Genomic DNA, 21,577 nt, shown 5'->3' with positions numbered 1-21,577 from the left:
AACTTTTTCTTGATTTATAGGAGAGTTGTGTATCTTTTTACTCAATGATTCCTAATGCATTAAACTAAGAAAGAGAAGAATTGATTTATTTAACTGAAAAGTTGGATATTCCAAGGAGTCAGGATTAGGCTAGATTATCAAATAAACGATTCAGAATTATGCAATATATTATAGAAGCTGAAATGCCCGAAGTACTCTCAGAAAACTTGATGGACCTTATTCCAGATGATCTGGAGAAGGTACAGCAGTTGATGAGCGAGCAAGTGATTTACAGCTACTCCATGTCTGCCGATCAGAAAAGGGTGTGGGTGTTAATCGAAGCAGAAGATGAGGAAGAGGTAGAGGATATTATGCGAGGGTTAGAGATTACGGAACATTTGCATTATGAGATTCATGAGCTTGCTTTCATGCAGCAGTCATCTTCCTTCAATATCCCTTCGTTCTCATTGAACTAAGAGGGAGTGATAAATAGGTTGTTTTAATAGATAAGCACAGACGTCTTCGTGAAATGGAGAGGTTTGTGCTTTTTTTGTTCATGTTGTTTAATTGAGCTTCGCTCGTTCATAGTGTTTAGTTGAGCTATTGAATCGCTGAATTTCAGTACTTCGTATTGAGTTGATTTGTTGATCGATATATCATACTTATTAAGGTATCATGTAATGGAGCAAAGCTCAATTCAACAAGCAGCGTAAGCTGCTTCAACAATTATTCAACTAAACATTATGAACGAGCGAAGCTCAATTAAACATCATGAACAAAAAAAAGCTGTTCAGGATAAACCCGAACAGCTTTTTTATATTGAAATGATCAACAGGGATTACTCACCGTCTTTCATGTTCTTTTTCAACTCTGCCAACGCGTCAAGATCACCTAGTGTAGTAGATGCTTGCTCAGTTGGAGTAGATGCTGGTTTTCCAGCTGGCTTCTTCGCAGCTTTAGGAGCTTTTGGCTTCTCCTCTTTGTAAGTAGCTACGTGAGAAAGACCGATTTTCTTGTCATCCTTAGAGAACTCGCTGATTCTGAACTCAACAGTTTCTCCAGTTTCTGGCATAGAACCGTCTTCTTTCTTCAAGAATTTGTTCAAGCAGAATCCTTCGATACCGAACTGAAGCTCGATGATAGCACCTTTGTCAGTTTTGTTCACGATAGTACCATTGTGGATAGTACCTGGAACGAATACTGTCTCAAAGTGCTCCCATGGGTTCTCCTCAAGTTGCTTATGACCTAGTGCAAGTCTTCTTGCCTCTGGATCGATTTCAAGAACAACTACCTCTAGCTCTTCGCCTACTTTAGTAAACTCAGATGGGTGCTTGATCTTCTTAGTCCATGACAAGTCAGAAACGTGAACAAGACCGTCGATACCTTCCTCAAGTTCGATGAACAAACCGAAGTTAGTAAGGTTTCTAACGATACCTTTGTGCTTGCTTCCTACTGCATATTTCTCGATAAGGTCTTTCTGAGTCCATGGATCTTCAGTCAATTGCTTGATACCCAAAGACATCTTTCTTTCCTCACGGTCGATAGTCAATACTTGTGCTTCTAGCTCTTCACCTACTTTGATGAAATCTTGTGGATTTCTTAGGTGCTGAGACCATGACATTTCAGAAACGTGGATAAGACCTTCTACACCTGGAGTGATCTCCAAGAATGCACCGTAATCTGCTACGTTTACGATCTTACCTTTCACTCTAGCTCCAACGTCAACAGTTTCAGGCAACGAATCCCATGGGTGTGGAGTCAATTGCTTCATACCTAGAGAAATACGCTTCTTCTCGTCGTCGAAATCTAGAACTACTACGTTCACTTTCTGATCCAAGTTCAATACCTCGTCTGGGTGAGAGATTCTTCCCCATGAGATATCTGTAATGTGAAGTAGACCATCTACACCACCCAAGTCGATGAATACACCGAAGTTGGTCATGTTCTTGATCACACCTTCCAATACCTGACCTCTTTCTAGGTTGTTCAGGATTTGTTGTTTTTGCTCCTCTAGGTCTTTCTCGATAAGAACCTTGTGAGAAACTACTACGTTGTCGTTTGCGTAGTTGATTTTCACAACCTTAAGCTCCATCTTCTTGTCAACGAATACGTCGAAGTCACGGATAGGCTTAACGTCGATTTGAGAACCTGGCAAGAACGCCTCGATACCGAAGATATCTACGATCAAACCACCTTTAGTTCTTCTCTTCACTACACCCTCGATTACAGCGTCGTTATCGAATGCACCTTGGATTTGCTCCCATGCCTTAACGATCTTCGCTTTCTTACGAGATAGAACAAGCTGTCCTTGAGCGTCCTCTTTGTTCTCGATGTAAACTTGTACAGAGTCTCCGATTTTTAGATCCTCAACGTCACGGAATTCGTTACGTGGAACCAAACCATCAGATTTGAAGCCAATGTTCAATACTACTTCACGATCAGTGATCGATACTACAGTACCTTCTACTACTTCATTCTCTTCTACATCGTTAAGAGTACCTTCGTACATCTCAAGCATTTTGGCTTTCTCTGAATCAGAATAGCCATCGCCGAAACCTGAAGTTTCTAGCTCGTCCCAGTTGAAATCTTGATTTTCTGACATTATAATATGCTTAAGCGCTATCTTACTCTCGGTGTCCGCGCCAATAACACAGAGATTTTAGTGAAACATTAAAGCTAATAACCCTTGCATTTTCTGAGAGATATGCCCAGAAAGAAGATTATTAGCGTGCAAAGGTAGGGATATTATTAGTATTTACCAATAGGAATCAGTGTGTAATACTATATTAACGTCTTTTCTGTTTTATTTTTTCTGTAAAAAATCATAAAAATATATCTTTGGGTATATGACATTCTTTATGCTACATATCGAGTCCGCTATTGCGTAATGAGGCTATCTCATGCTTCAGGTGAAAAAGACATTCATTCAAGGATGTATGTTTTTAACGTTGAAGGAGAAAGGATGAAGGAATATTAATCTTGATATAGGGTTGTATTCCTTTATCCTTCATCCTTTCTCCATTTGAGAATGTTTTTTCTGACAGTTATGAGATAACCTCATCCTTCCTAGTATATCACAGTATTTTTACTGTGCCTCTTTGTCGTGTCCATACATGACATCTATTCTTATTTTAAAATACACGCCTTTCTTAAGGTTGAATAAATAACCGTCAGGTTGGTTAAATCCATCACATGATATATTCGGTGTTTATCGAATTCAGTTAACAATTCAACTCGAATCAACGATTCAACGATTCAACAAAGTTAGTTGGTAGTGTGATGGGTAAATGAAAGGCTTGAAAATATTCAATACATTGGAAAATTACACCAAAGAACAATTGGGTTGGAATACGTTTTTCCAACAACAAGATACACAAGGATTTCAGGTAGGTAGAGTAATTGCGGCTCATAAGCATCACTATGATATCATCCTTCCTGAAAAGGGAACATTTAAAGGGCAACTGATCGGAAAGCTGCTTTTTATGGCAGATACTCCCTCTGAGTTGCCCAAGACAGGCGACTGGGTTTTGATTAGCCCTATGGATGAACAGGAGGTGTTGATCCATGAAGTCATGGAAAGAGAAACGATGTTTAGTCGAAGATCTGCCGGTGCATCCGGAAGTGAGCAGGTGATCTGTACCAATCTTCAGACACTCTTTATTGTGCAGAGCTTGAATGAAAACTTCAGTCCCCGAAGACTGGAGCGGTATATTACACAGGCCTATAGCAGTCAGGTGAAGCCGGTGGTGATTTTACATAAAGCGGATTTGGTAGCTGATATTGAGCCTTACCTGGACCAACTTAAGGAAATACAGCAGGATCTTTCTATCGTGGTGACAAGTATTGTGGATGGCCGTGGTGTGAAGGAAATACAATCTATGATTACAGAAGGGATGACCTTTGCTTTTGTAGGCTCTTCAGGAGTAGGCAAGTCCTCTTTAATCAATAGTCTGTTGGGAAGTCAGCAGCAAGTGACACAGGAGGTAAGCCATTACGATAGTAAGGGGAAGCATACGACTGTAAGTAGAGAATTATTGTTTTTACCGGAAGGAGGGATATTGGTAGATACTCCCGGGATGCGTGAATTTGGTGTGACGGCAGATGAAGAAGGGCTACAAAAGAGCTTTTATGAAGTGAGCGAACTGGCTGAGCATTGTCGTTTCAAGCACTGTACCCATATGCATGAACCTGATTGTGCGGTACTGCAGGGGGTTGCTGAAGGCAAGATCTCTGAGGATCGTTATCAAAGTTACCTGAAACTACAGCGGGAAGCAGAGCATTACCAGATGAGTAACCATGAGAAGCGTAAGAAGCAGAAGCAGTTTGGGAAAATGGTGAAGGAGGTGGTGAAGCAGAAGAAGAATAGGCGATAGTATTTATCTGTAGAGACGCCCAGCATGGGCGTCTTAACTACTATGCTATAGTTATTGAATAACCTTTTGTGTCGGTGGTTCTGAGAGCCACTTTTTTAAATTGACAACTAAGAGTACTCCCATTAAACTAAAAAAGCCGATACTGATATATAAAAATAGATCGAGCTGCTTTTGGATAGCCTCGGCAGATTCTTTGTAAGGAAGGAGTATTTTACCATTAGCCTCTATTTGATAGATCGTGTATCCCTCTCCGAAAATGCGTGCTTTATCTTCTGCTAAATAAACAGTATAAGAGTCTGGCTGGGGAGATAGTCGAATGAAATAAGGGGTGATATCAAATATTTGCAAGCAGCGCTCCGTACCCATTTCGTAAGACTTTATCTCTTTTTCATCAAAGGTGCCTTGGATTTTGGTGTACTTTGGATTCTTCTTTACACTTTTTACACAAGCAATACCATCACCGGCGATTTCTACCCTTTGCAGTTCTTCTAAGGGAGGGACTTTATGAGGGGAGAAGAATAACACATTGATACTTAATGTTAAATAGATGATGCTTAGTGCGATGCTTTTTAGGTATTGGAGAGTGATTGTCTTCATAAGTAGTTGGGATTGTTTTAGTATTGAAAAAGTAAATGAGGCTGTCTTACAAATTATCAGATTGAGACAGCCTCATGTTGATGATTATATCATCTTTTAATTTTTAACACAACGCACCGAGAAATATACCATAGAACTGGAATTCTCTGACGCGCCACTTTGAAATACAACGGAGTTGCCATTAAGCATCCAAAAGTAGTGCAGAAGCTTGTCTTCTTTTGTAATAGTCATATCTGAGGCCCACCAATATCCTGCTTGCTTTACTTCTTTGAATGTTCCTAATCGAGGTGCTGAGGAACCTCCCATACGGGCACTGAACCCACTGCTGTTTAAGTTGTAGTTATGAGTAGGAGATATATCTGTGTCGTAGGCTACATCACGATGAGATTTCAAGTACTTACTCGCCATTTGTTCACCCCCTAATTGCTCAATCAAAATGTTCCATTCATCGGTTGTTGGGACATGCCATCCCTCAGGAGCAAGTTTATTTGATTGAATAGCCTTTCCATTGTATAGTGCTCCGTACAGAATTCCGTAAGCCTTATTATAGTTATACCAAGAAAAGGCAATATCTGCCTTACGCCATTCGGAATTATAATTAAGTGATTCAATGGGAGTGCCATCGTTGAGTTTGGTAGTTTTAAGGTTTTCCATCATCCATAGTTGTTCCCCGATCTTTACTGTGGGGTAAACATTGCCATCAACGTCTGTTACGGTTTCTGTTGACGTGAAGGCTATTTCATTGCCATAAATGACGTTTTCTCCGGTAATGAGGTATGCTCTTATATAGTAAGTTGAATTGGGTTGTATCTCTGGACTTTCAATTACCGTATAGACATAATCCTCTTCATATATTCCATTGTTAGCGGTGTGATCCGAAATGGTAGGGTTTGGAGAGGAACTCCAACAAACTCCCAGATCGGAGATGATTTGTTGTTCCTTATTTTCAATCTGGCTTTTTAGTGTTACGATATGTGAGCCAACGCTAAGGAGCTCGGAAGACATTTTTGGTGAGATGGAGATGGTGTCTTGCTCTTGTTGACAGCTGATGAATAAAATACTCAAGAAATAGATACAGAAACTTGAGCGAAATAGGTGAAGGGTATTCATGTAGATAGTAGTGTTGTGAGAAAAATATTGTTATACTTTATAGTAATAGGGTACTTTTTTGATTAAGACAATTTAGAGAAATAATTAAACAAAAATAATTAATACTCTAGTGAGCAGTCAGCGATAAATTCTGCTCGAAGTAAATTATCCCGAAAACAGAAGGGTTGTTATTGATAATTGATTTCCTGTTTTCTATCCCTGTAAACAGGGAATTCGTCTAAGCTATTTTTTTTATATCTCACGACCCTCTATTTTGCTTTCATAAACACAGCGTTGGTGGTAATACTATTTCGCTAAAACTAACGAATAAACGACAATGATATGAAAACTACGAATAGAGTACTTTCTTTGGATGTATTCCGGGGACTCACCGTAGCGGGTATGATTATGGTGAATAATCCCGGCAGCTGGTCCCATATTTACGCTCCTCTAAAACATGCTTCCTGGCATGGTTGTACACCTACTGACCTGGTCTTTCCCTTCTTTCTTTTTATTGTAGGGGTGTCGGTTAGCTTTTCTATGTCTGGAGTGAAAGATAGAAAAGAACAACATCCTATAGTACTTAGGAAAGTAATCTGGAGAAGCTTTAAGCTAGTAGCGATTGGGCTATTGTTAGGATTATCCTCTTTTGTGTTCAAAGCTTTGTTTACGCTATTGCAGGGAGATCTTCCTACACTAGAGGGACTGGCTAGCTTTCGTGTTCCGGGCGTTTTACAGCGTATTGGTATCGTATTCTTCATTGTAGCTTTCTTGTTTTTGAAAACTTCCTGGAGAGCGCAGTTGAATGCGTTGCTGGTGATTCTGGTGACGTATTGGGCGGTGATGACCTTAATCCCTGTACCTGGGGTAGATCAAATTGACTTGTCAGATCCCAATAAAAACTTGGCGGGATGGTTAGATCATTTGCTATTAAAAGGGCATATGTGGAAAGAGACTTGGGATCCGGAAGGTGTGTTAAGTACGCTCCCTTCAATTGGAACAGGATTATTGGGTGCGTTGACAGGTACCTGGATCAAGAAGGAAAAGGACGAGAAAGAAAAAGTGGCTTGGATGTTTGTCGCTGGTGCATTATTGGTGGCGCTAGGCAACTGGTGGGATTATTTCTTCCCGATCAATAAAAGCCTTTGGACAAGTTCTTATGTAGTTTATGCTGGAGGTATGGCTTTGATTTCTTTAGCAACCACTTATTGGCTGATTGATGTAAAAAAGCTTGGACTAAAATGGATCAAGCCTTTTCAGGCATTTGGATTGAATCCAATGGCGGCCTATGTATTGTCTGGATTAGTCGTTCGACTGATGTTGACGATTAAAGTAGATGGCGTAGCTTTTAAGACATTTATTTATCAAAATATATATGCTTCTTGGTTAGCCCCAACAGAAGCGTCTTTCGCTTACTCGATCAGTTATATTGTACTGATGTATTTGCCAGTATGGTATCTGTATAAGAAGAATATTGTCATCAAGGTATAAGTGGTGTAGCTTAGCTTGATGGCTGCTTGTTTTCAATCAAGTTGAAGGATGAAGGATGAAGGATAAAGGATAAAGGATGAAAATTAAACTACCTCATCTCTTTTACCTATTACTTTTATCCTTCATCCTTATTCTCCTAGTTTTGGGAGAACTCAGGTGTCTCCTCAAGCATTATTTTCTCCCCACAATTAGGGCAAGTACATTGCTGACCAAAGATTGCTTCTTGCTCTTTCTGCATTTGTCTGGCCTTTTTCTTGGCTAGACTTTCCATAAAGGCCGAACTTAAGATACCCGTAGGCAAAGCCACTAGTCCGACTCCCAGAAAGGCTATGGCGCCGGCTATAAATTTACCGAAAGGTGTGATCGGGTATACATCTCCATATCCTACCGTCGTAAGGGTAGCGACTGCCCACCATAAGGAAGAGAGCACGTCCGGAAAAGCTTCCGGTTGAGCTTCGTGTTCCACAAAATACATCAAGGTACCGGAAAGGAATAACATCATTAAACCTAGAAAAGCGGTTAGCAGCAATTCATCTTTTCGTTCAGAAATGGCATCTCCCAATGATCTTACCGACTCGCTGTAGCGGGTGATCTTGAATAAACGAATCATACGCAGTAGACGAAGCATTCGTAAGAAACGTAAGTCGATAGAAATAAGCATTGGCAGGTAAAACGGTAGGATCGCCAGGAAGTCAATGATGAATCCAAAGGATACCAGATACCTTGCTACCGCCCGAAATGTTCGCTTTTCATTGTAATGATACTCTGCGACCAATACCCTAAGGATAATCTCTATGGTGAATATAATGACAGAGACTTTTTCAAACAGTTCAAACTCTGCTTTATATGTATTGTAAAGGGACTGATAAGAAGAAAGAACAATAGCCACTACGTTTAGGGTGATAAGCCCCATCATAAATGCATCAAAAATGCGTGTGTAGATATCCTTCTCGTTATCAATAACATCGTAAATGATTTTTCTCCAAGGTCTAGGTGATCTCATGGTTGTCGTAATCTGATTTTGTTTGAGAACTTATTGGTTCTGTTAGTTTATTGTATCAATGCTAAAAGCATGAAAAAATTGTATTATACTCGTAATACAAGTTAATTTATGCAAATGAATGTAGAAATCCATACCTTAGGGCTTGTCTGAAATATGGATTTTCTTTCTGAGTACCTATTTCCATACAGGCACTTACCACTACTATCGAAAACCTAATCATTATATGAAAAGAATTACTTATATCGTTTTTTTCCTTTGGGGTTCAGGGATTTTCCTGGGTTGTTCAACCGAAGATCTTATTGGTGCTTTAGAAGAAAAAGCTGGATTGAATTTGTTTGCAGGGAACTGTGTCAGTATTGCAGAAGAGATTAATACTTCTGGGTATCCGCTCACCACCTACTTGGATGTTTTTGGAGCAGATTCTGTTTATTACTTTCGTAATGGGAATAAGAATGATTATGCTGAAGTGATGGGGTATACGTATAATGAAAAAGCGATGCCTGTCAAAGAAGAATTATTCACACCGAGAGGACGATTATTAAGCTCGAGAGAAAGAGTATACTGGGACGATGGGATTACATTAAAGGAAATTACCTTGACCAGCTATAGAGTAGAGGAAATGTTAGTGTATAAGTCCTTTTTTGATGAGAAGGGGAGAATCATCAGAACAGAAAAAGGAGATGGAGATATTTACACCCATGAGTACGTACTCGATGAACAGGATCGGATACAGGAAGAAGTGAAGTATCTTAATGAGGAAGTGTATGAAGAGATAGAATACGTCTATAACTCAGATTCTACAGAAGTAGAAGAGAAAGTGATCGATGCATTACTAGGTAGTTATAAGTTAGTATATGAGAATACTGCCAAACATCGATTAATCAGTAAATATCGTATGGAAAAGAATGAGCAAGGGACACTAATTCAGGTGTTGGACAGCAGGACAAGAGATGTACTGCAAGATGATGCTTGGGTTTCCAGAGAGTATTATACTGCAGAAGGGACGGCGGCAGCAGTAACCTATAAAATTGAAGTGGGATGCCCACAAGGCAGTAATCAGTAGACAGTTATCAGTGAACAGTTATCAATGTACAGTGAACAATGTACAGTAGATAGTGAGCAGTAAGAAATTGAAAATTAATAATTGAAAATTAAAAGCTGCTAGGCTAGCAATTATACAAGTAAAGTATCAATCTCACTGCTCACTGCTCACTGCTCACTGCTCACTGCTAAATCACGCTCATAGCTTGCTGAGCGATCTCCAGTTCCTCATTAGTCGGAGTGATCAGGATTTTAATCTTGGAATCATCCGATTGGATTTCAGTAATGTCGGCAGGGCGAACATTATTTCTTTCCAGATCCAGTTTGATACCCAAGTTTTCAAGACCCTGCATAGTTAGGCGACGAGCCCCAGCGTCATTCTCACCTACTCCGGCCGTAAAGACAATAGCATCCAAGCCATTCAGGGCAGCCATATAAGCACCGATATACTTTCTGATACGATAAGTATACATGTCAAGACCTCTCTTGGCAGCCTCATCCCCTTCGATAAAGCGGCTTTCGATATCTCTCATATCACTGTCACCAGTTACACCAAGCATACCCGACTTCTTGTTTAGAAGGTCGTAGATCTCAGGAGGAGTCATATTTAATTTTTCTTCTAGGAAGAAGATAACTGCAGGGTCGATGTCACCAGAACGCGTACCCATAATCAAGCCATCCAAAGGAGAGAAGCCCATAGAGGTATCGATACACTTACCATCTTTTACCGCTGACATGGAACAACCATTTCCTAAGTGAATAGTAATGATACGGCTTTCCTTACCTTCCAATCCTAAGTATTTGATGGTTTCTCTGGATACATACTTATGTGATGTACCGTGCATACCATATGATCGGATACCAAATTCCTGATACAGGTGCTCTGGGATGGCATAACGATAAGCTCTTTCAGGCATCGTCTGATGGAAGGCAGTATCAAATACCGCAACTTGCTTGGCATCAGAGAAGATCTCTGTACATACCTTAATGCCTTGTAGGTTGGCAGGGTTGTGCAGTGGAGCCAATGGAATTACCTCTTCAATTTTGGCCTCTACTTCAGGAGTGATCAACGTAGTTTCGTTGAAATATTCTCCCCCGTGTACTACTCGGTGTCCTACAGCACTTACTTCCGTAGGATCAGCGATTACACCAATTTTATCATCGGTCAAAAGTTTTACGACTTCTGATAGTCCTACCTTATGATCTGGGATGGTTAGTTTTAGGGAGTGCTTTTCAGCATTACCGTTATCATCAAAGACTTTATGGGTAATAGAGCCCGTTTCCAATCCAATCCTTTCTACAAGACCAGAGCACAGTACTGCTGTGGTAGCCATTTCGAAAAGTTGGTATTTGATAGAGGAGCTCCCTGAGTTGATGACCAATATTTTCATAATTTTCTATTTAATAACCTTGAAGTTGTATTTGATGAGCCTTGTCAAGGGCTCACTGTTCACTGATTGGTTTAATTGTATGTTCGTAGGGAATTAACTTTTCTGAGCTTGAATAGAGGTGATGACTACCGTATTGACGATATCCTCAACTAAAGCCCCGCGGCTTAAGTCATTCACAGGTTTGTTCAATCCCTGAAGTACAGGTCCAATGGCAATGGCTCCTGTCTCTCTTTGTACCGCCTTGTAGGTGTTATTCCCTGTATTGAGGTCTGGGAATACCAGTACATTGGCTTGACCTGCTACAGCAGATCCTGGCATCTTTTTGGCACCAACAGTTGGATCAACGGCGGCATCATACTGTATAGGTCCCTCAATATTCAGGTCAGGACGTTTTTCCTGCGCAACAGCAGTAGCCGCTCTAACTTTCTCTACTTGCTCTCCAGATCCTGAAGCACCAGAAGAATAAGATAGCATTGCGATTTTTGGCTCAATGCCAAAAGCAATGGCAGTCTCTGCAGAAGAGATCGCAATCTCAGCCAATTGTTCCGGATTAGGAGTAGGGTTAACGGCACAGTCCCCGTATACCAATACTTTGTCTGGAAGGCTCATAAAGAATACAGAAGAAACCACTGAGACCCCTGGCTTGGTTTTGACAAACTGTAAAGCCGGACGGATCGTATGGGCGGTGGTGTTCACAGCTCCCGATACCATACCATCAGCATCTCCTTTGTAAACCATCATAGTACCGAAGTAAGAAGCGTCCTTCATAATATCTCTGGCAATCTCCAGATTGACACCTTTGCTTTTTCTCAACTCATAGAAAGTATTGACATAATCGTCAAAATACGTAGAGTTGGCAGGGTCAATCACTTGCACCTTATCCCAATCGATGTCAATATTGTTGGTACGTGCTTCCTCTTTGACTTCTTCTGGATTGCCTAATAGAATGATGTCAGCAATTTCCTGGTCCGTTAGGATATAAGTAGCTTTCAGGATGCGGGCATCCATGGCTTCAGGAAGTACGATACGCTGCTTTTTCTGTTTCGCTTGAGAGACCAGGTTGTATTGGAACATCTTAGGAGTCATACCCTTGATGTTGATACTCAGAATTCTCTCTTCAAACGTAGTGGTGTCCACATACTTTTCAAATAGCTGCTTGGCATGTAGGATACGTTCAGTGTCCTCTGGACGCATCGTAGCATTTACATTCTGCAGGGCAGAGGCCGTTTCATAAGTATTGGATTTCACTGAAAGAATTGGCACAACATCCCTTAATCCTCCTAGAAGCTTGTCGAAGTCTTCCGAAGGCTTCAGCCCCGTAGAAAGTAAGATTCCTGAGATATTTGGATAGTTGGTTGATTGATGTGCCTGCAAAGAAGCCAAGATAATCTCGGAGCGGTCACCAGGAGTGATAATCAAGCTATTCTCCTTGATACGGCCCATCGCATTATCCATTTGCATGGCTAAGATGGTCGCTATTTCCATCTGATTGTCCAACTTGTCTTCACCGTGTAGCACTTCTGCTTTCAGTACATCAGCAACATCCCTTAGGGAAGGACTACCAATTTTCTTGTCATAAGGCAATGCCGCCAATACTTTAACATCTTGGCTAAATTGGCGTTCTAGTTCCTGCATTAAGGAATCCAGATACGGCTCTTTTACCTTATTGATGATGATACCAGCGACCTCACAGTCTCTCGTTTGGAAGGATTCCAACGATAGACGTACCGGGGTGATCATATCATCAATCGACTCGCTGTTGGCAGAGCTTAGAATCAATACCGGACACCCAAGGTTCTTGGTAATTGCGGCGTTGATGTTGAACTCGAATGCTGTTCCTTCTCCTTGGTAGTCAGAGCCTTCTACCAATACGAAGTCAAAGCGGTTCTCCAGTTCCTTATATTTTCCGATGATGGTATCTAGTACCAAGTCATATTTTCCACCCACAATCAGATCATTCACCTCTTTACGGTGAAACCCATAGGCTTCCTCGTAGGTCATGTCCAATTGAAAGTGTTCCAGAATCAAGGTAATGTCTTCATCTTTTCGCCCATCTTCCGGGTCTGAAATGATCGGTCTGAAAAAGCCCACTTTGGAGGATTTTCTCAGTAGCATTTCCATGATTCCCAATGAAAGAAGTGCTTTTCCACTGTTGGCTTCAGCAGTACTTATATAAAGGGATTTGGCCATTAGAATAAGTGGTTTTAAATATTATGGTTTAATGACACAGTAATTGTCAACTGTGTAGATAGTCTGAATTTGTGTAAATTTAAATGATATTTATTTCACTTTTTTAATGACCTTTTACTAATGTTTACGAATACCCTTCTTTATCAGACTGTTATAATTCTCTAATAGGTGTTAATGAAAGTGGAATGTGACTTTAGGTACATTGTAGATAGGAGAGAAGTATAGGGGTGCAGAGAAAAGAAATTTTTCATTTGGTGTTGGAGGTCATTTTTTATTTCCTGAAGGAATGCCCTTACGGACAGGGTGGGGGTAATATTGTAGGATCACCCGACGGGGGTGATCTTCTCTAGAGGTGCACCGATCTATTGGTTTATTACAAACGTATAAATCATAAAAACGTACGTACCTGTATGGAATGAACTGTATGGTTCGTAGTGCACTCCCGTCGAGTGTATCTATACATCGTATTCTTAGAATAAAGATCCTTTAAATCGTTCCAATTTTTAAGATCCCTGTTCTGACAATGGGTGAAAAAGAAAGGCTAACTGTGAATAGCTAGCCTTCCATAATATTATCTATTCAGACATACTGTGTGCGAACGGGAATTTGAAACTTCTATGCTTAATTAATAATCGATTCACTAGTGGTATAATTGAAAATTCCTAAAGCCGCTGCTGTTCCTTATTATTAGAAAACAACACATCCTCCAATGCTTTCCGGCCAATCTTCACCTGCTTTTTAAAGCTAAGGTGCATGACACAAATATGTAGTCCCATAGCCAGTAAGGTCAAGCCGACATACACCCAGTTGGTCAGTAAGAACAGAAAAAGATACAACAAGGTAAGACAGACTGCCATACCAAAGTAAAACATCAAGGAGGTACTTTTGAAAAGGTGGAAGGTGGCAAACACTAAGGCGCCATGCTGGCAAGGTTCTATATTCCCTTCAATAATAGGTGCGAAATCCTGGGGGGATCGCATGATCTTGGAGATGCGGAAGTTATAGTGCTGGACGGTCCCATTAAACGTGAAATGTTGCTCGTATCCAGGCAAAGGCTGATGCCCAAGAGGTAAAGTAGCATTGTGTAAACGATGCTTTACCTCTTGAGCTGGAAAGGGGAGTACAATCGTAATATTTTTTTTGGGGATCAATCGCATTGGAAAAATAAGTGTTATTCCTACTCAGTAAACAGTCTTTGAGTGAAATATGTTATTTTAAATCCCCAAAAATCTACAAATTCTACTACTTCACGGCAATACAAGAAATCTCTACACTGACATCTTTAGGCAGTCGAGCGACTTCCACTGTTTCCCTTGCAGGGGCATCTTCTCCAAAATAGCTGCCATAGATTTCGTTGATTTTACCAAAGTCATTCATATCCTTGATAAAGATGCTACACTTGATAATGTCACTGTAGGTATACCCTGCTTCTTCCAGGATATAGCCTATGTTTTTCATGACTAATATGGTCTCTTTTTCTACATCACCTGTTATTAGTGTGTCCGTGCTGGCATCAATGGCAATCTGTCCGGATACATATAAGGTGCCATTTGCTTCGATGGCTTGGTTATAAGGCCCCAAAGGTGCGGGCGCTTTGTCGCTTGTGATAATTTTCTTCATGGTCTTTTTTATTGGTTGTTGAATCGTTGAATTTCACCTTCGGTGAGTTGAATAGAGCTTCGCTCGTTGATTCGAGTTGATTTGTTTATTGATCGATGATTCAAATTAACATTGAATCAGTCAACGATTCAACTCGAATCAACGAGCGAAGCTCTATTCAACGAATCAACGATTCAACATTATATAATCATTAGTTTTGCAAAAGTAAGTATAAGGTTCTTCTCCCCATGCTTGTCAAAGTTGACCTTGGCACGTCGGTCACTGCCAGAGGCTTGGATATTCAGAATGATTCCTTCTCCAAACTTCAGGTGCATAACGCGTTGCCCTTCTCGGAGCTCCTCGGCAGGGCTTGGCTGGAAGCTGGCCGGAGCCTTAACCCCTTTTGGAGGAGGAGTATGCGTTTTACGGGTATTGACCGTAAGGTTATTGCGTATAGGTTCTGTACTGAAGTGACTGAAATCTCTTCTCGCTTCCAGCACTCCTGCAGCCACACCACTATGGATGTTGAGGAACTTGCGATCGATCTCCCCAAGGAAACGGCTAGGCTCACAAATGATTTGCTTTCCAAAACGGTAACGTTGCAAGGCAAAACTTAAATGGAGCTTTTGCTTGGCACGGGTGATGGCTACATAGTATAGTCGACGTTCTTCTTCCAGATCGGCACGACTTTCCATCATCATTTGTGAAGGGAAGAGGTTTTCTTCCATACCAACGATATAGACGTTCTGGTACTCCAATCCCTTGGACATATGAATCGTCATTAAGGTCACGGCGTCATCCGAGTCATTTTGTTCAGCAGAAGTAATTAAGGCGACTTCCTGTAAGAAAGCATCCAGAGACTTGTCTTCTTTCTCAGGGTCTTCTACAAATGCTTTGATGGCATTTAGCAATTCTTGCAAGTTCTCGTACCGTACTTTTCCCTCTACCGTTTTATCCTCGTAAAGCTCTCGAAGTAATCCGGAGTTCTTGGCGATCATACTGGCCACCTCAAAGGCATCCTTTTGCTCCAGTGTAATCTGGAATGCCCGTATCATATCTCGGAAGTTCTCTATGCTAGTTGCAGCACGTCCCCCCATAAAATGACGGATATTACAGGCTACTTCCCAAGGGGTAATTTTCTTCTCATGCGCACTTACCAGCAATTTGTTGACCGTAGTCAAGCCAATCCCGCGTTTAGGATAGTTAATGATTCTCTTGAAAGCTTCCTCATCGGCCGGGTTGGTCACAAATCGAAGATAGGAAACCATATCCTTGATCTCTTTACGAGCATAGAAAGAAAGACCACCGACAATTTTATATTTAATGCCCATTCGTCGAAGGGCTTCCTCTATCGCCCTTGATTGGGAGTTGGTTCTGTATAGAATGGCAAAGTCCTCATTCTGTAACCCGTGCTGTACTTTTTCCTCAAAGATGGAGTTGGCTACAAATTTCGCCTCATCAGCATCAGTTGCTGTCTTAACGATCTCGATTAATGCTCCCGGATCGTTGTTCGTCCATACGTTTTTAGGAAGCTGTTGCGTGTTGTGACGAATCACCGAGTTGGCTGCTTCTACAATATTCTCAGAGGAACGGTAATTTTGCTCCAATTTGATGACCCTCAAGTCAGGGTAGTCTCTTTCAAAGTTGAGGATATTTTGGATGTTGGCCCCACGGAAGGCATAGATACTTTGTGCGTCATCCCCTACAATACATATATTTTGGTAACGAGCGGCTAGCTTTCTGGTAATGACATACTGAGAGATATTGGTATCCTGAAACTCATCAATCATTACATAGCGGAAGATATTTTGATACTTATTCAATACATCCACATGCTTTTGGAAAAGTACATTGGTGTTGAATAATAGATCATCGAAGTCCATGGCGTTGGCCTTGAAACATCGAACGGCATATTCTTTATAGATTTCGGCAATCTTGGGTCTTCCAGACGCCTCGTCTTCGATTCTCAGGTCGTTGTTGTTCTCATAAGCTCTCCAGGAAATGAGGTTGTTTTTGGCACTGGAGATACGTCCCAATACCGTATTGGGCTTATAGAGTTTGTCGTCCAGTCCCATGTCCTTGAGGATCCCCTTGATCACGGACTTGGCATCTTCGGTGTCGTAGATGGTGAAGTTGCTTTGATACCCTAGCTTTTCTCCCTCATAACGAAGGATACGGGCAAAAATGGAGTGGAAAGTTCCCATCCATAGGTTTTTAGCTTCACTACCCACTACTTCCTCAATACGTTCCCTCATCTCACGGGCAGCCTTGTTAGTAAAGGTTAAGGCCAGGATATTGAAAGGCTCTGTGCCTTTGTCCATAAGATAGGCAATCTTATAGGTCAGTACCCTTGTTTTGCCGGAACCTGCACCGGCGATAATCATCATTGGTCCTTCATTGTACTCCACGGCCTCTCGTTGTGGAGGGTTAAGGCCTTCCAAGTATTCCATATATTGCTATGCTAAAACGCTATTTTCGATTCTAAACTGTAAGGTAAGGTGAAAAACAATAAAACGAGGAGGAAAAGAGATAAAGAAGAGTCTGAAGTTTCTTTTTAAAGGATTGTATCACTTTTTACCTATTCCCTATTACTTTTTACCTTCTTGGGCAAATTACGTAATTTTTGAGGATAAAATAGGGAAATGCCTGTATTCTGAGAAGGGAAAGTTGCGGAATCAGGGGGCTTGGAAATGAAAGAATTGGATTTTAGTGATTGGATTTTTTAGTAATCTCCTTGCAGGATTCTAAGTTTTACAGGAGTGGGTGTGAATATTTTCGTCTTTTTCAGGAATTAAATAAGAAGTTTCCAACTTGTTGCTGAAATGATTGTTAATTAATTAGAACGGTTTTATAGAGTGAGCTAGGAAAAGTCCAAAAAGTGTGTTGGTCAGTTGCTTCTTTGTAGGATAGTTCTATTTGCTGCGATTCACTACAAAAAGAGAGTATTATGGAATTTAATTTAAGTTTTAGTCAGAATACGGCTCTGAAAAGGGGAGACTTATTGTTGGCCGAACCTTTTTTGGGAGACCCTAATTTTGCCCGGTCGGTTATCCTAGTTTGCGAACATGAGGAAGAGAAAGGATCTTTTGGACTGATATTGAATAGGCCTTCCAACCTTAAGATTAATGAAGTAACGGACCAGCTTTCGGTGGAGCAAACGTTATATGTGGGAGGACCGGTGGAACACAATACCTTACACTTTTTACATCGTTTTGGGGAACTGGAAGGAGCAATACCTTTAAAAAATGGCGTGTTTTGGGGAGGGAACTTCGAGCAAATTAAGGAGTATGCTTTAATGGGGAAGTTACAGGAAGATAATTGCCGCTTTTTTATGGGGTATAGTGGTTGGGGAGGAATGCAACTCAAAGAAGAACTGACGCGACATTCCTGGGTGATTACTCACGCAAACCTTTCTTCCATATTTACGATTTCCTCCGAGCAACTTTGGCGAAAAGTCCTACAAGCGATGGGAGGGAAGTACAAGGTAATGTCCAATTATCCCGTTGAACCTCGTATGAATTGAAGGGATATTTGTGGGGTTTTAGTACAAAACCGCTTTTTTCATTTCAGTTTTAGAAGATTTTATTATTTTTGAATCAATTCATTTGAACAATATCTGTCAATGTTATAGATCATTGACTAGCGAAGTACTCATCCTAATGGACCTTTGAATGATTGATGAGGGTCCTGGTTAAATAACAAGGAAATGGAAACTGAGAAGACGCATAAAGAAGAACAGGGGGCAGTAAATCCTACTGCTGAACAACAGGTAAAAGAAGAGACGCATGTGGAGGCTTCTTCGGAAGAGCACAATGTGGAGGAACTACACGAGGATACGGTAGACTATACTACTTTATCCAAGGAGCAATTGGTGGAAGAGGCTGACAAGCTGTTACATCATGCGGATGTGGTTGCTGCGGAGCGATCGGTACGATCGATTAAGGAAGCTATAGACCATATCCATGAGGAGGAGAAAGAGGCTGCCAAACAGGAGTATGTAGCTGCGCAAGGAAATGACGAAGGTTTCGACTTCCACGATTCGCAATACGAAGCTTTCTTTAAGGCTTATAAAGCCGTAAAGGAGCGTAAGAAGAAGCATTTTGAGGAAATGCAGAAGACCAGAGACAATAACCTTAAGGCGAAACTGGCGATTATCGATGAGATTAAGGCGTTGATGGAGTCGGAAGATCACAGAGGGATTATGGCAAAGGTTAAGGAGCTGCAGGCGAAGTGGAAAACCATTGGAGCAGTACCTCATGCAAATGCAGATGAGCTTTATAAAACCTATGGCGCTTTATTGGATCTGTTCTATGACCAGATGAGTATAGAGTTTGAACTGAAGGAGCTTGACAGAAAGAAAAATCTAGAGGCAAAAACGCTACTTTGTGACCGTGCAGAGAAGCTATTGGATCTGGAAAATGTCAATGAGGCAGTAGATCAATTGAATGTATTACATGAAGAATTCCGTTCTCTGGGACCTGTACCTAAAGAAGCTCAGGAAGACTTGTGGAAGCGTTTCAAAGAGATCTCGGATAAGATTTACGATAAAAAGCGTGCTTTTGCGGAGGAATTCAAGAAGCAGCTGAATGAAAATATGAAAGCAAAGCAGGAGCTTTGCCTGGCTGTGGAGCCTTTTGCGAATTTTGACTCTGACCGTATTAAGGAGTGGAACTCAAAAACAAAAGAGCTACTGGCTGTACAAAAAGACTGGGAGAAGATTGGGCCGTTGCCAAGAGAGGTTGCTAAAGAAATTAATAAGCAATTCTGGGGTAACTTCAAGCAATTCTTCCACAACAAAGGACAGTTCTTTGAGCGTCTAGAAGCACAAAGAGCGGAAAATCTGGAGTTGAAAAAACAATTGGTAGCCAAAGCAGAGGAACTAAGCGAAAGCACTGATTGGAGATCTACTGGAGATAAACTGAAGCAACTTCAGGCAGATTGGAAGAAGATTGGCCCTGTTCCAGAAAAGGTGAGAGACGAGGTATATGCAGCCTTTAAGAAAGCTTGCGATACTTTCTTCGAAAATCGTAGAAACAATAGAAAGGAAGAAGATAAAGTCTTTATCGAAAACCTTAAGAAGAAAGAAGACATCTGCCTTGAGCTAGGAACGCTGGCGAAAGAAGATGCCTTTGATGTAGCAAAATTAAATGAGGCTGTAGAGGCATTCTTTAAGATTGGCTTTGTGCCAAAACGTGAGAAAGATGCGATCTTGGACAAGTTTATTAAAGCTGCAGAAGATTATGTGAAGACGGCCAAAGTTTCTGAAGAAGAAATGGAAGACCTACAAGTGAACTTCCATGCCTCAGTGATGAAACATGTGCCAAATGCTGGTAGACGTGTGAAGAACCAAGAGCAGAATCTTCGTCATAAAATCACTAACCTGGAGAACGATATTGCACTTTGGCAAAATAACCTGGCATTCTTTGCCAACTCCAAGACTGCTGATCAGATGAAAGAGGAGTATCAGAAGAAGATTGAGGCTGCTAAGGCTGATATCGAGCGCTTGAAGGATCGTTTGTATACAATCCAGCAAATTGCTGATGCAAGATAAATAACGTGAACTGATCACGATCAACAAGAAGGGCCGGTTACTAATTTGATTAGTGACTGGCCTTTCTTGTTTTAAAGTGATTTCATATTAAACGAGGAGCTTCCAAATGCATGTTTGTATTGGGATTCAATCATGATCACTAATTGATGTAGGTTGTGTGCACAGCCTAAGTGATTTAATTTTTCATGGAAGCCATACTCCAATAAAAGAACTTCGTATGCTTTGTTGCGGGGTGTATAAAGTACAATGAGTTGTAAGGAGTCATTTATGGAGAAATTCAAGAAGTAAGGGGCGTTAAGTTTTGGAGGATCGCGATGAAAAGTGTCACTCCATATTTCATTGAAATACTCTTTGTAAGTGCGGAGACCTCCATTTAAAGGAGTATGTGTGTGAATGAAGTCCATGGTTTGACAAAGCTGTTGAAGAAGCTTTTGCCTATATACTTTGGAGAGATCAAAGGTTTTCCATGATGACCAATCGCCTTCCCAATTATAAAATTGTGTGTTTTGTAACCGGAGTTTGTAATCGAAGCAGGAAGGAACATCCAATACATAACCAGCATAATAGTACCGAAGTTCTAAGGATCGGGCGTATTCGATTTCTTCTAGCATGGAGTAAAACCCTAGGCTGTCGTTGTCGTAGGCCATGTCAAAGGTGCACATAATGCTTCCCAAACTATATTTTCCCTTATCGAAATAACTGACAGCGACCAGCTCATTGTGATTGTTGTAATAGTTGATTTCCCAAGTGTCATAGCATTCTTCGGAAAAAGGATGAGTCGTATGTCCAAAAAAATCTTCTAAGGACCTTTCTATCTGTTCCGGGAAACGGGCTTTTTTGTATTTCCGGTATAAGACTTCTTTTTCTGTGGTAATGTTTAAGGGAGTGATTTCTCTTCTGAACTTCTTTCGGTTTTTTCGTAATAGTTTTCGTTGACTCTTCGTGAAAGGAGTTGATTGCAAATCATTCCTTAATGGGATCACTCCGGTAATTTGCTCATTGAAGTGCATCATCTCATAAGCAGCCATAATATAACCATGCCGGAAGTAGCCCTCAGATAATAGTTGATCGTATCGTAGTTTACTGAAAGGTTCTGTATGGGGTACTTTTACGCCAAATTCCATAAGCGTTGTAAATAAATATAAGGGTTATTGAAGTTGAACCTATGATAATACAATTCATTTTGCCATGAGTCAAGAATCTTTTATAGAAAGTGTTTTGGAATAAGAGAAGTATTGTTGAAATATTATTTAGATCAATGACTCATTTATTT

16 protein-coding genes are annotated in these 21,577 nt (G+C 40.8%); 6 read left to right on the top strand and 10 right to left on the bottom strand.

Annotated features, from left to right (window positions below; genetic code table 11):
• Window positions 1–158 precede the first annotated feature (158 nt).
• Window positions 159–455 (top strand): hypothetical protein, encoded by a 297-nt coding sequence (locus tag ABD985_RS17860; RefSeq protein WP_345374133.1) that lies wholly within the window; start codon window positions 159–161, stop codon window positions 453–455.
• A 362-nt stretch (window positions 456–817) separates the two neighbouring features.
• Here ABD985_RS17860 and rpsA read toward each other — a convergent pair whose 3' ends face one another.
• On the bottom strand, window positions 818–2,581 hold the full coding sequence (gene rpsA / locus ABD985_RS17855) for a 30S ribosomal protein S1 (protein WP_345374131.1): 1,764 nt from the start codon (window positions 2,579–2,581) through the stop codon (window positions 818–820).
• Between the two features lie 694 nt (window positions 2,582–3,275).
• Here rpsA and rsgA point away from each other — a divergent pair.
• A complete protein-coding gene (gene rsgA, locus ABD985_RS17850; RefSeq protein ID WP_345374130.1) occupies window positions 3,276–4,352 on the top strand; it encodes a ribosome small subunit-dependent GTPase A in 1,077 nt (358 codons plus the stop codon).
• Between the two features lie 51 nt (window positions 4,353–4,403).
• On the opposite strand, the gene ABD985_RS17845 is transcribed toward rsgA, so the two are convergent.
• Both ABD985_RS17845 and ABD985_RS17840 read right to left on the bottom strand, forming a co-directional pair.
• On the bottom strand, window positions 4,404–4,949 hold the full coding sequence (locus tag ABD985_RS17845) for a hypothetical protein (protein ID WP_345374128.1): 546 nt from the start codon (window positions 4,947–4,949) through the stop codon (window positions 4,404–4,406).
• A 96-nt stretch (window positions 4,950–5,045) separates the two neighbouring features.
• A complete protein-coding gene (locus tag ABD985_RS17840) occupies window positions 5,046–6,059 on the bottom strand; it encodes a fibrobacter succinogenes major paralogous domain-containing protein (protein WP_345374126.1) in 1,014 nt (337 codons plus the stop codon).
• Between the two features lie 321 nt (window positions 6,060–6,380).
• Here ABD985_RS17840 and ABD985_RS17835 point away from each other — a divergent pair, with 321 nt between their 5' ends.
• Window positions 6,381–7,529, top strand: coding sequence for an acyltransferase family protein (locus tag ABD985_RS17835; protein WP_345374124.1), 1,149 nt, complete (start codon window positions 6,381–6,383; stop codon window positions 7,527–7,529).
• A 136-nt stretch (window positions 7,530–7,665) separates the two neighbouring features.
• Here the strand turns inward: ABD985_RS17835 and ABD985_RS17830 are convergent, their stop codons facing one another.
• Window positions 7,666–8,532, bottom strand: a complete 867-nt coding sequence (locus ABD985_RS17830) for an ion transporter (protein WP_345374123.1) — start codon at window positions 8,530–8,532, stop codon at window positions 7,666–7,668.
• Window positions 8,533–8,755: 223 nt separating this feature from the next.
• On the opposite strand from ABD985_RS17830, the gene ABD985_RS17825 reads away from it, so the two are divergent.
• Entirely contained in the window at window positions 8,756–9,595 is an 840-nt protein-coding gene (locus ABD985_RS17825) for a hypothetical protein (RefSeq protein WP_345374121.1), read from the top strand.
• Window positions 9,596–9,761: 166 nt separating this feature from the next.
• Here the strand turns inward: ABD985_RS17825 and ABD985_RS17820 are convergent, their stop codons facing one another.
• The 5 genes from ABD985_RS17820 to ABD985_RS17800 form a co-directional block, all read right to left on the bottom strand.
• Entirely contained in the window at window positions 9,762–10,964 is a 1,203-nt protein-coding gene (locus ABD985_RS17820; protein ID WP_345374120.1) for an acetate/propionate family kinase, read from the bottom strand.
• A 93-nt stretch (window positions 10,965–11,057) separates the two neighbouring features.
• Complete coding sequence (gene pta, locus ABD985_RS17815) at window positions 11,058–13,154, bottom strand: phosphate acetyltransferase (RefSeq protein WP_345374118.1); 2,097 nt, start codon at window positions 13,152–13,154, stop codon at window positions 11,058–11,060.
• Window positions 13,155–13,816: 662 nt separating this feature from the next.
• Window positions 13,817–14,311, bottom strand: a complete 495-nt coding sequence (locus ABD985_RS17810; protein WP_345374117.1) for a hypothetical protein — start codon at window positions 14,309–14,311, stop codon at window positions 13,817–13,819.
• An 85-nt stretch (window positions 14,312–14,396) separates the two neighbouring features.
• Window positions 14,397–14,774, bottom strand: a complete 378-nt coding sequence (locus ABD985_RS17805) for a RidA family protein (RefSeq protein WP_345374115.1) — start codon at window positions 14,772–14,774, stop codon at window positions 14,397–14,399.
• A gap of 179 nt (window positions 14,775–14,953) precedes the next feature.
• The gene (locus ABD985_RS17800) at window positions 14,954–17,203 is read right to left on the bottom strand and encodes an ATP-dependent helicase (protein WP_345374113.1); all 2,250 of its coding nucleotides are present in this window, start codon (window positions 17,201–17,203) and stop codon (window positions 14,954–14,956) included.
• A 497-nt stretch (window positions 17,204–17,700) separates the two neighbouring features.
• On the opposite strand from ABD985_RS17800, the gene ABD985_RS17795 reads away from it, so the two are divergent.
• Window positions 17,701–18,276 (top strand): YqgE/AlgH family protein, encoded by a 576-nt coding sequence (locus ABD985_RS17795; protein WP_345374111.1) that lies wholly within the window; start codon window positions 17,701–17,703, stop codon window positions 18,274–18,276.
• Window positions 18,277–18,459: 183 nt separating this feature from the next.
• On the top strand, window positions 18,460–20,304 hold the full coding sequence (locus ABD985_RS17790) for a DUF349 domain-containing protein (RefSeq protein ID WP_345374109.1): 1,845 nt from the start codon (window positions 18,460–18,462) through the stop codon (window positions 20,302–20,304).
• Window positions 20,305–20,375: 71 nt separating this feature from the next.
• Here ABD985_RS17790 and ABD985_RS17785 read toward each other — a convergent pair whose 3' ends face one another.
• Window positions 20,376–21,428: a hypothetical protein gene (locus tag ABD985_RS17785; protein ID WP_345374108.1), complete on the bottom strand. Its 1,053-nt coding sequence runs from the start codon at window positions 21,426–21,428 to the stop codon at window positions 20,376–20,378.
• Window positions 21,429–21,577 lie beyond the last annotated feature (149 nt).

This window comes from Algivirga pacifica (assembly GCF_039543525.1).
Taxonomy (GTDB): domain Bacteria; phylum Bacteroidota; class Bacteroidia; order Cytophagales; family Flammeovirgaceae; genus Algivirga; species Algivirga pacifica.
The sequence above is the reverse complement of the archived record's forward strand: the minus strand, read 5'-3'. Positions and strand labels throughout refer to the sequence as shown.

What these genes read in the sequence shown, in the direction of transcription:
- ABD985_RS17800 (WP_345374113.1), bottom strand. Translation starts at nt 17,203, where the DNA reads ATGGAATACTTGGAAGGCCTTAACCCTCCACAACGAGAGGCCGTGGAG.
- ABD985_RS17830 (WP_345374123.1), bottom strand. Translation starts at nt 8,532, where the DNA reads ATGAGATCACCTAGACCTTGGAGAAAAATCATTTACGATGTTATTGAT.
- pta (WP_345374118.1), bottom strand. Translation starts at nt 13,154, where the DNA reads ATGGCCAAATCCCTTTATATAAGTACTGCTGAAGCCAACAGTGGAAAA.
- ABD985_RS17820 (WP_345374120.1), bottom strand. Translation starts at nt 10,964, where the DNA reads ATGAAAATATTGGTCATCAACTCAGGGAGCTCCTCTATCAAATACCAA.
- rpsA (WP_345374131.1), bottom strand. Translation starts at nt 2,581, where the DNA reads ATGTCAGAAAATCAAGATTTCAACTGGGACGAGCTAGAAACTTCAGGT.
- ABD985_RS17785 (WP_345374108.1), bottom strand. Translation starts at nt 21,428, where the DNA reads ATGGAATTTGGCGTAAAAGTACCCCATACAGAACCTTTCAGTAAACTA.
- ABD985_RS17845 (WP_345374128.1), bottom strand. Translation starts at nt 4,949, where the DNA reads ATGAAGACAATCACTCTCCAATACCTAAAAAGCATCGCACTAAGCATC.
- ABD985_RS17825 (WP_345374121.1), top strand. Translation starts at nt 8,756, where the DNA reads ATGAAAAGAATTACTTATATCGTTTTTTTCCTTTGGGGTTCAGGGATT.
- ABD985_RS17840 (WP_345374126.1), bottom strand. Translation starts at nt 6,059, where the DNA reads ATGAATACCCTTCACCTATTTCGCTCAAGTTTCTGTATCTATTTCTTG.
- ABD985_RS17860 (WP_345374133.1), top strand. Translation starts at nt 159, where the DNA reads ATGCAATATATTATAGAAGCTGAAATGCCCGAAGTACTCTCAGAAAAC.
- ABD985_RS17835 (WP_345374124.1), top strand. Translation starts at nt 6,381, where the DNA reads ATGAAAACTACGAATAGAGTACTTTCTTTGGATGTATTCCGGGGACTC.
- ABD985_RS17795 (WP_345374111.1), top strand. Translation starts at nt 17,701, where the DNA reads ATGGAATTTAATTTAAGTTTTAGTCAGAATACGGCTCTGAAAAGGGGA.
- ABD985_RS17810 (WP_345374117.1), bottom strand. Translation starts at nt 14,311, where the DNA reads ATGCGATTGATCCCCAAAAAAAATATTACGATTGTACTCCCCTTTCCA.
- ABD985_RS17805 (WP_345374115.1), bottom strand. Translation starts at nt 14,774, where the DNA reads ATGAAGAAAATTATCACAAGCGACAAAGCGCCCGCACCTTTGGGGCCT.
- ABD985_RS17790 (WP_345374109.1), top strand. Translation starts at nt 18,460, where the DNA reads ATGGAAACTGAGAAGACGCATAAAGAAGAACAGGGGGCAGTAAATCCT.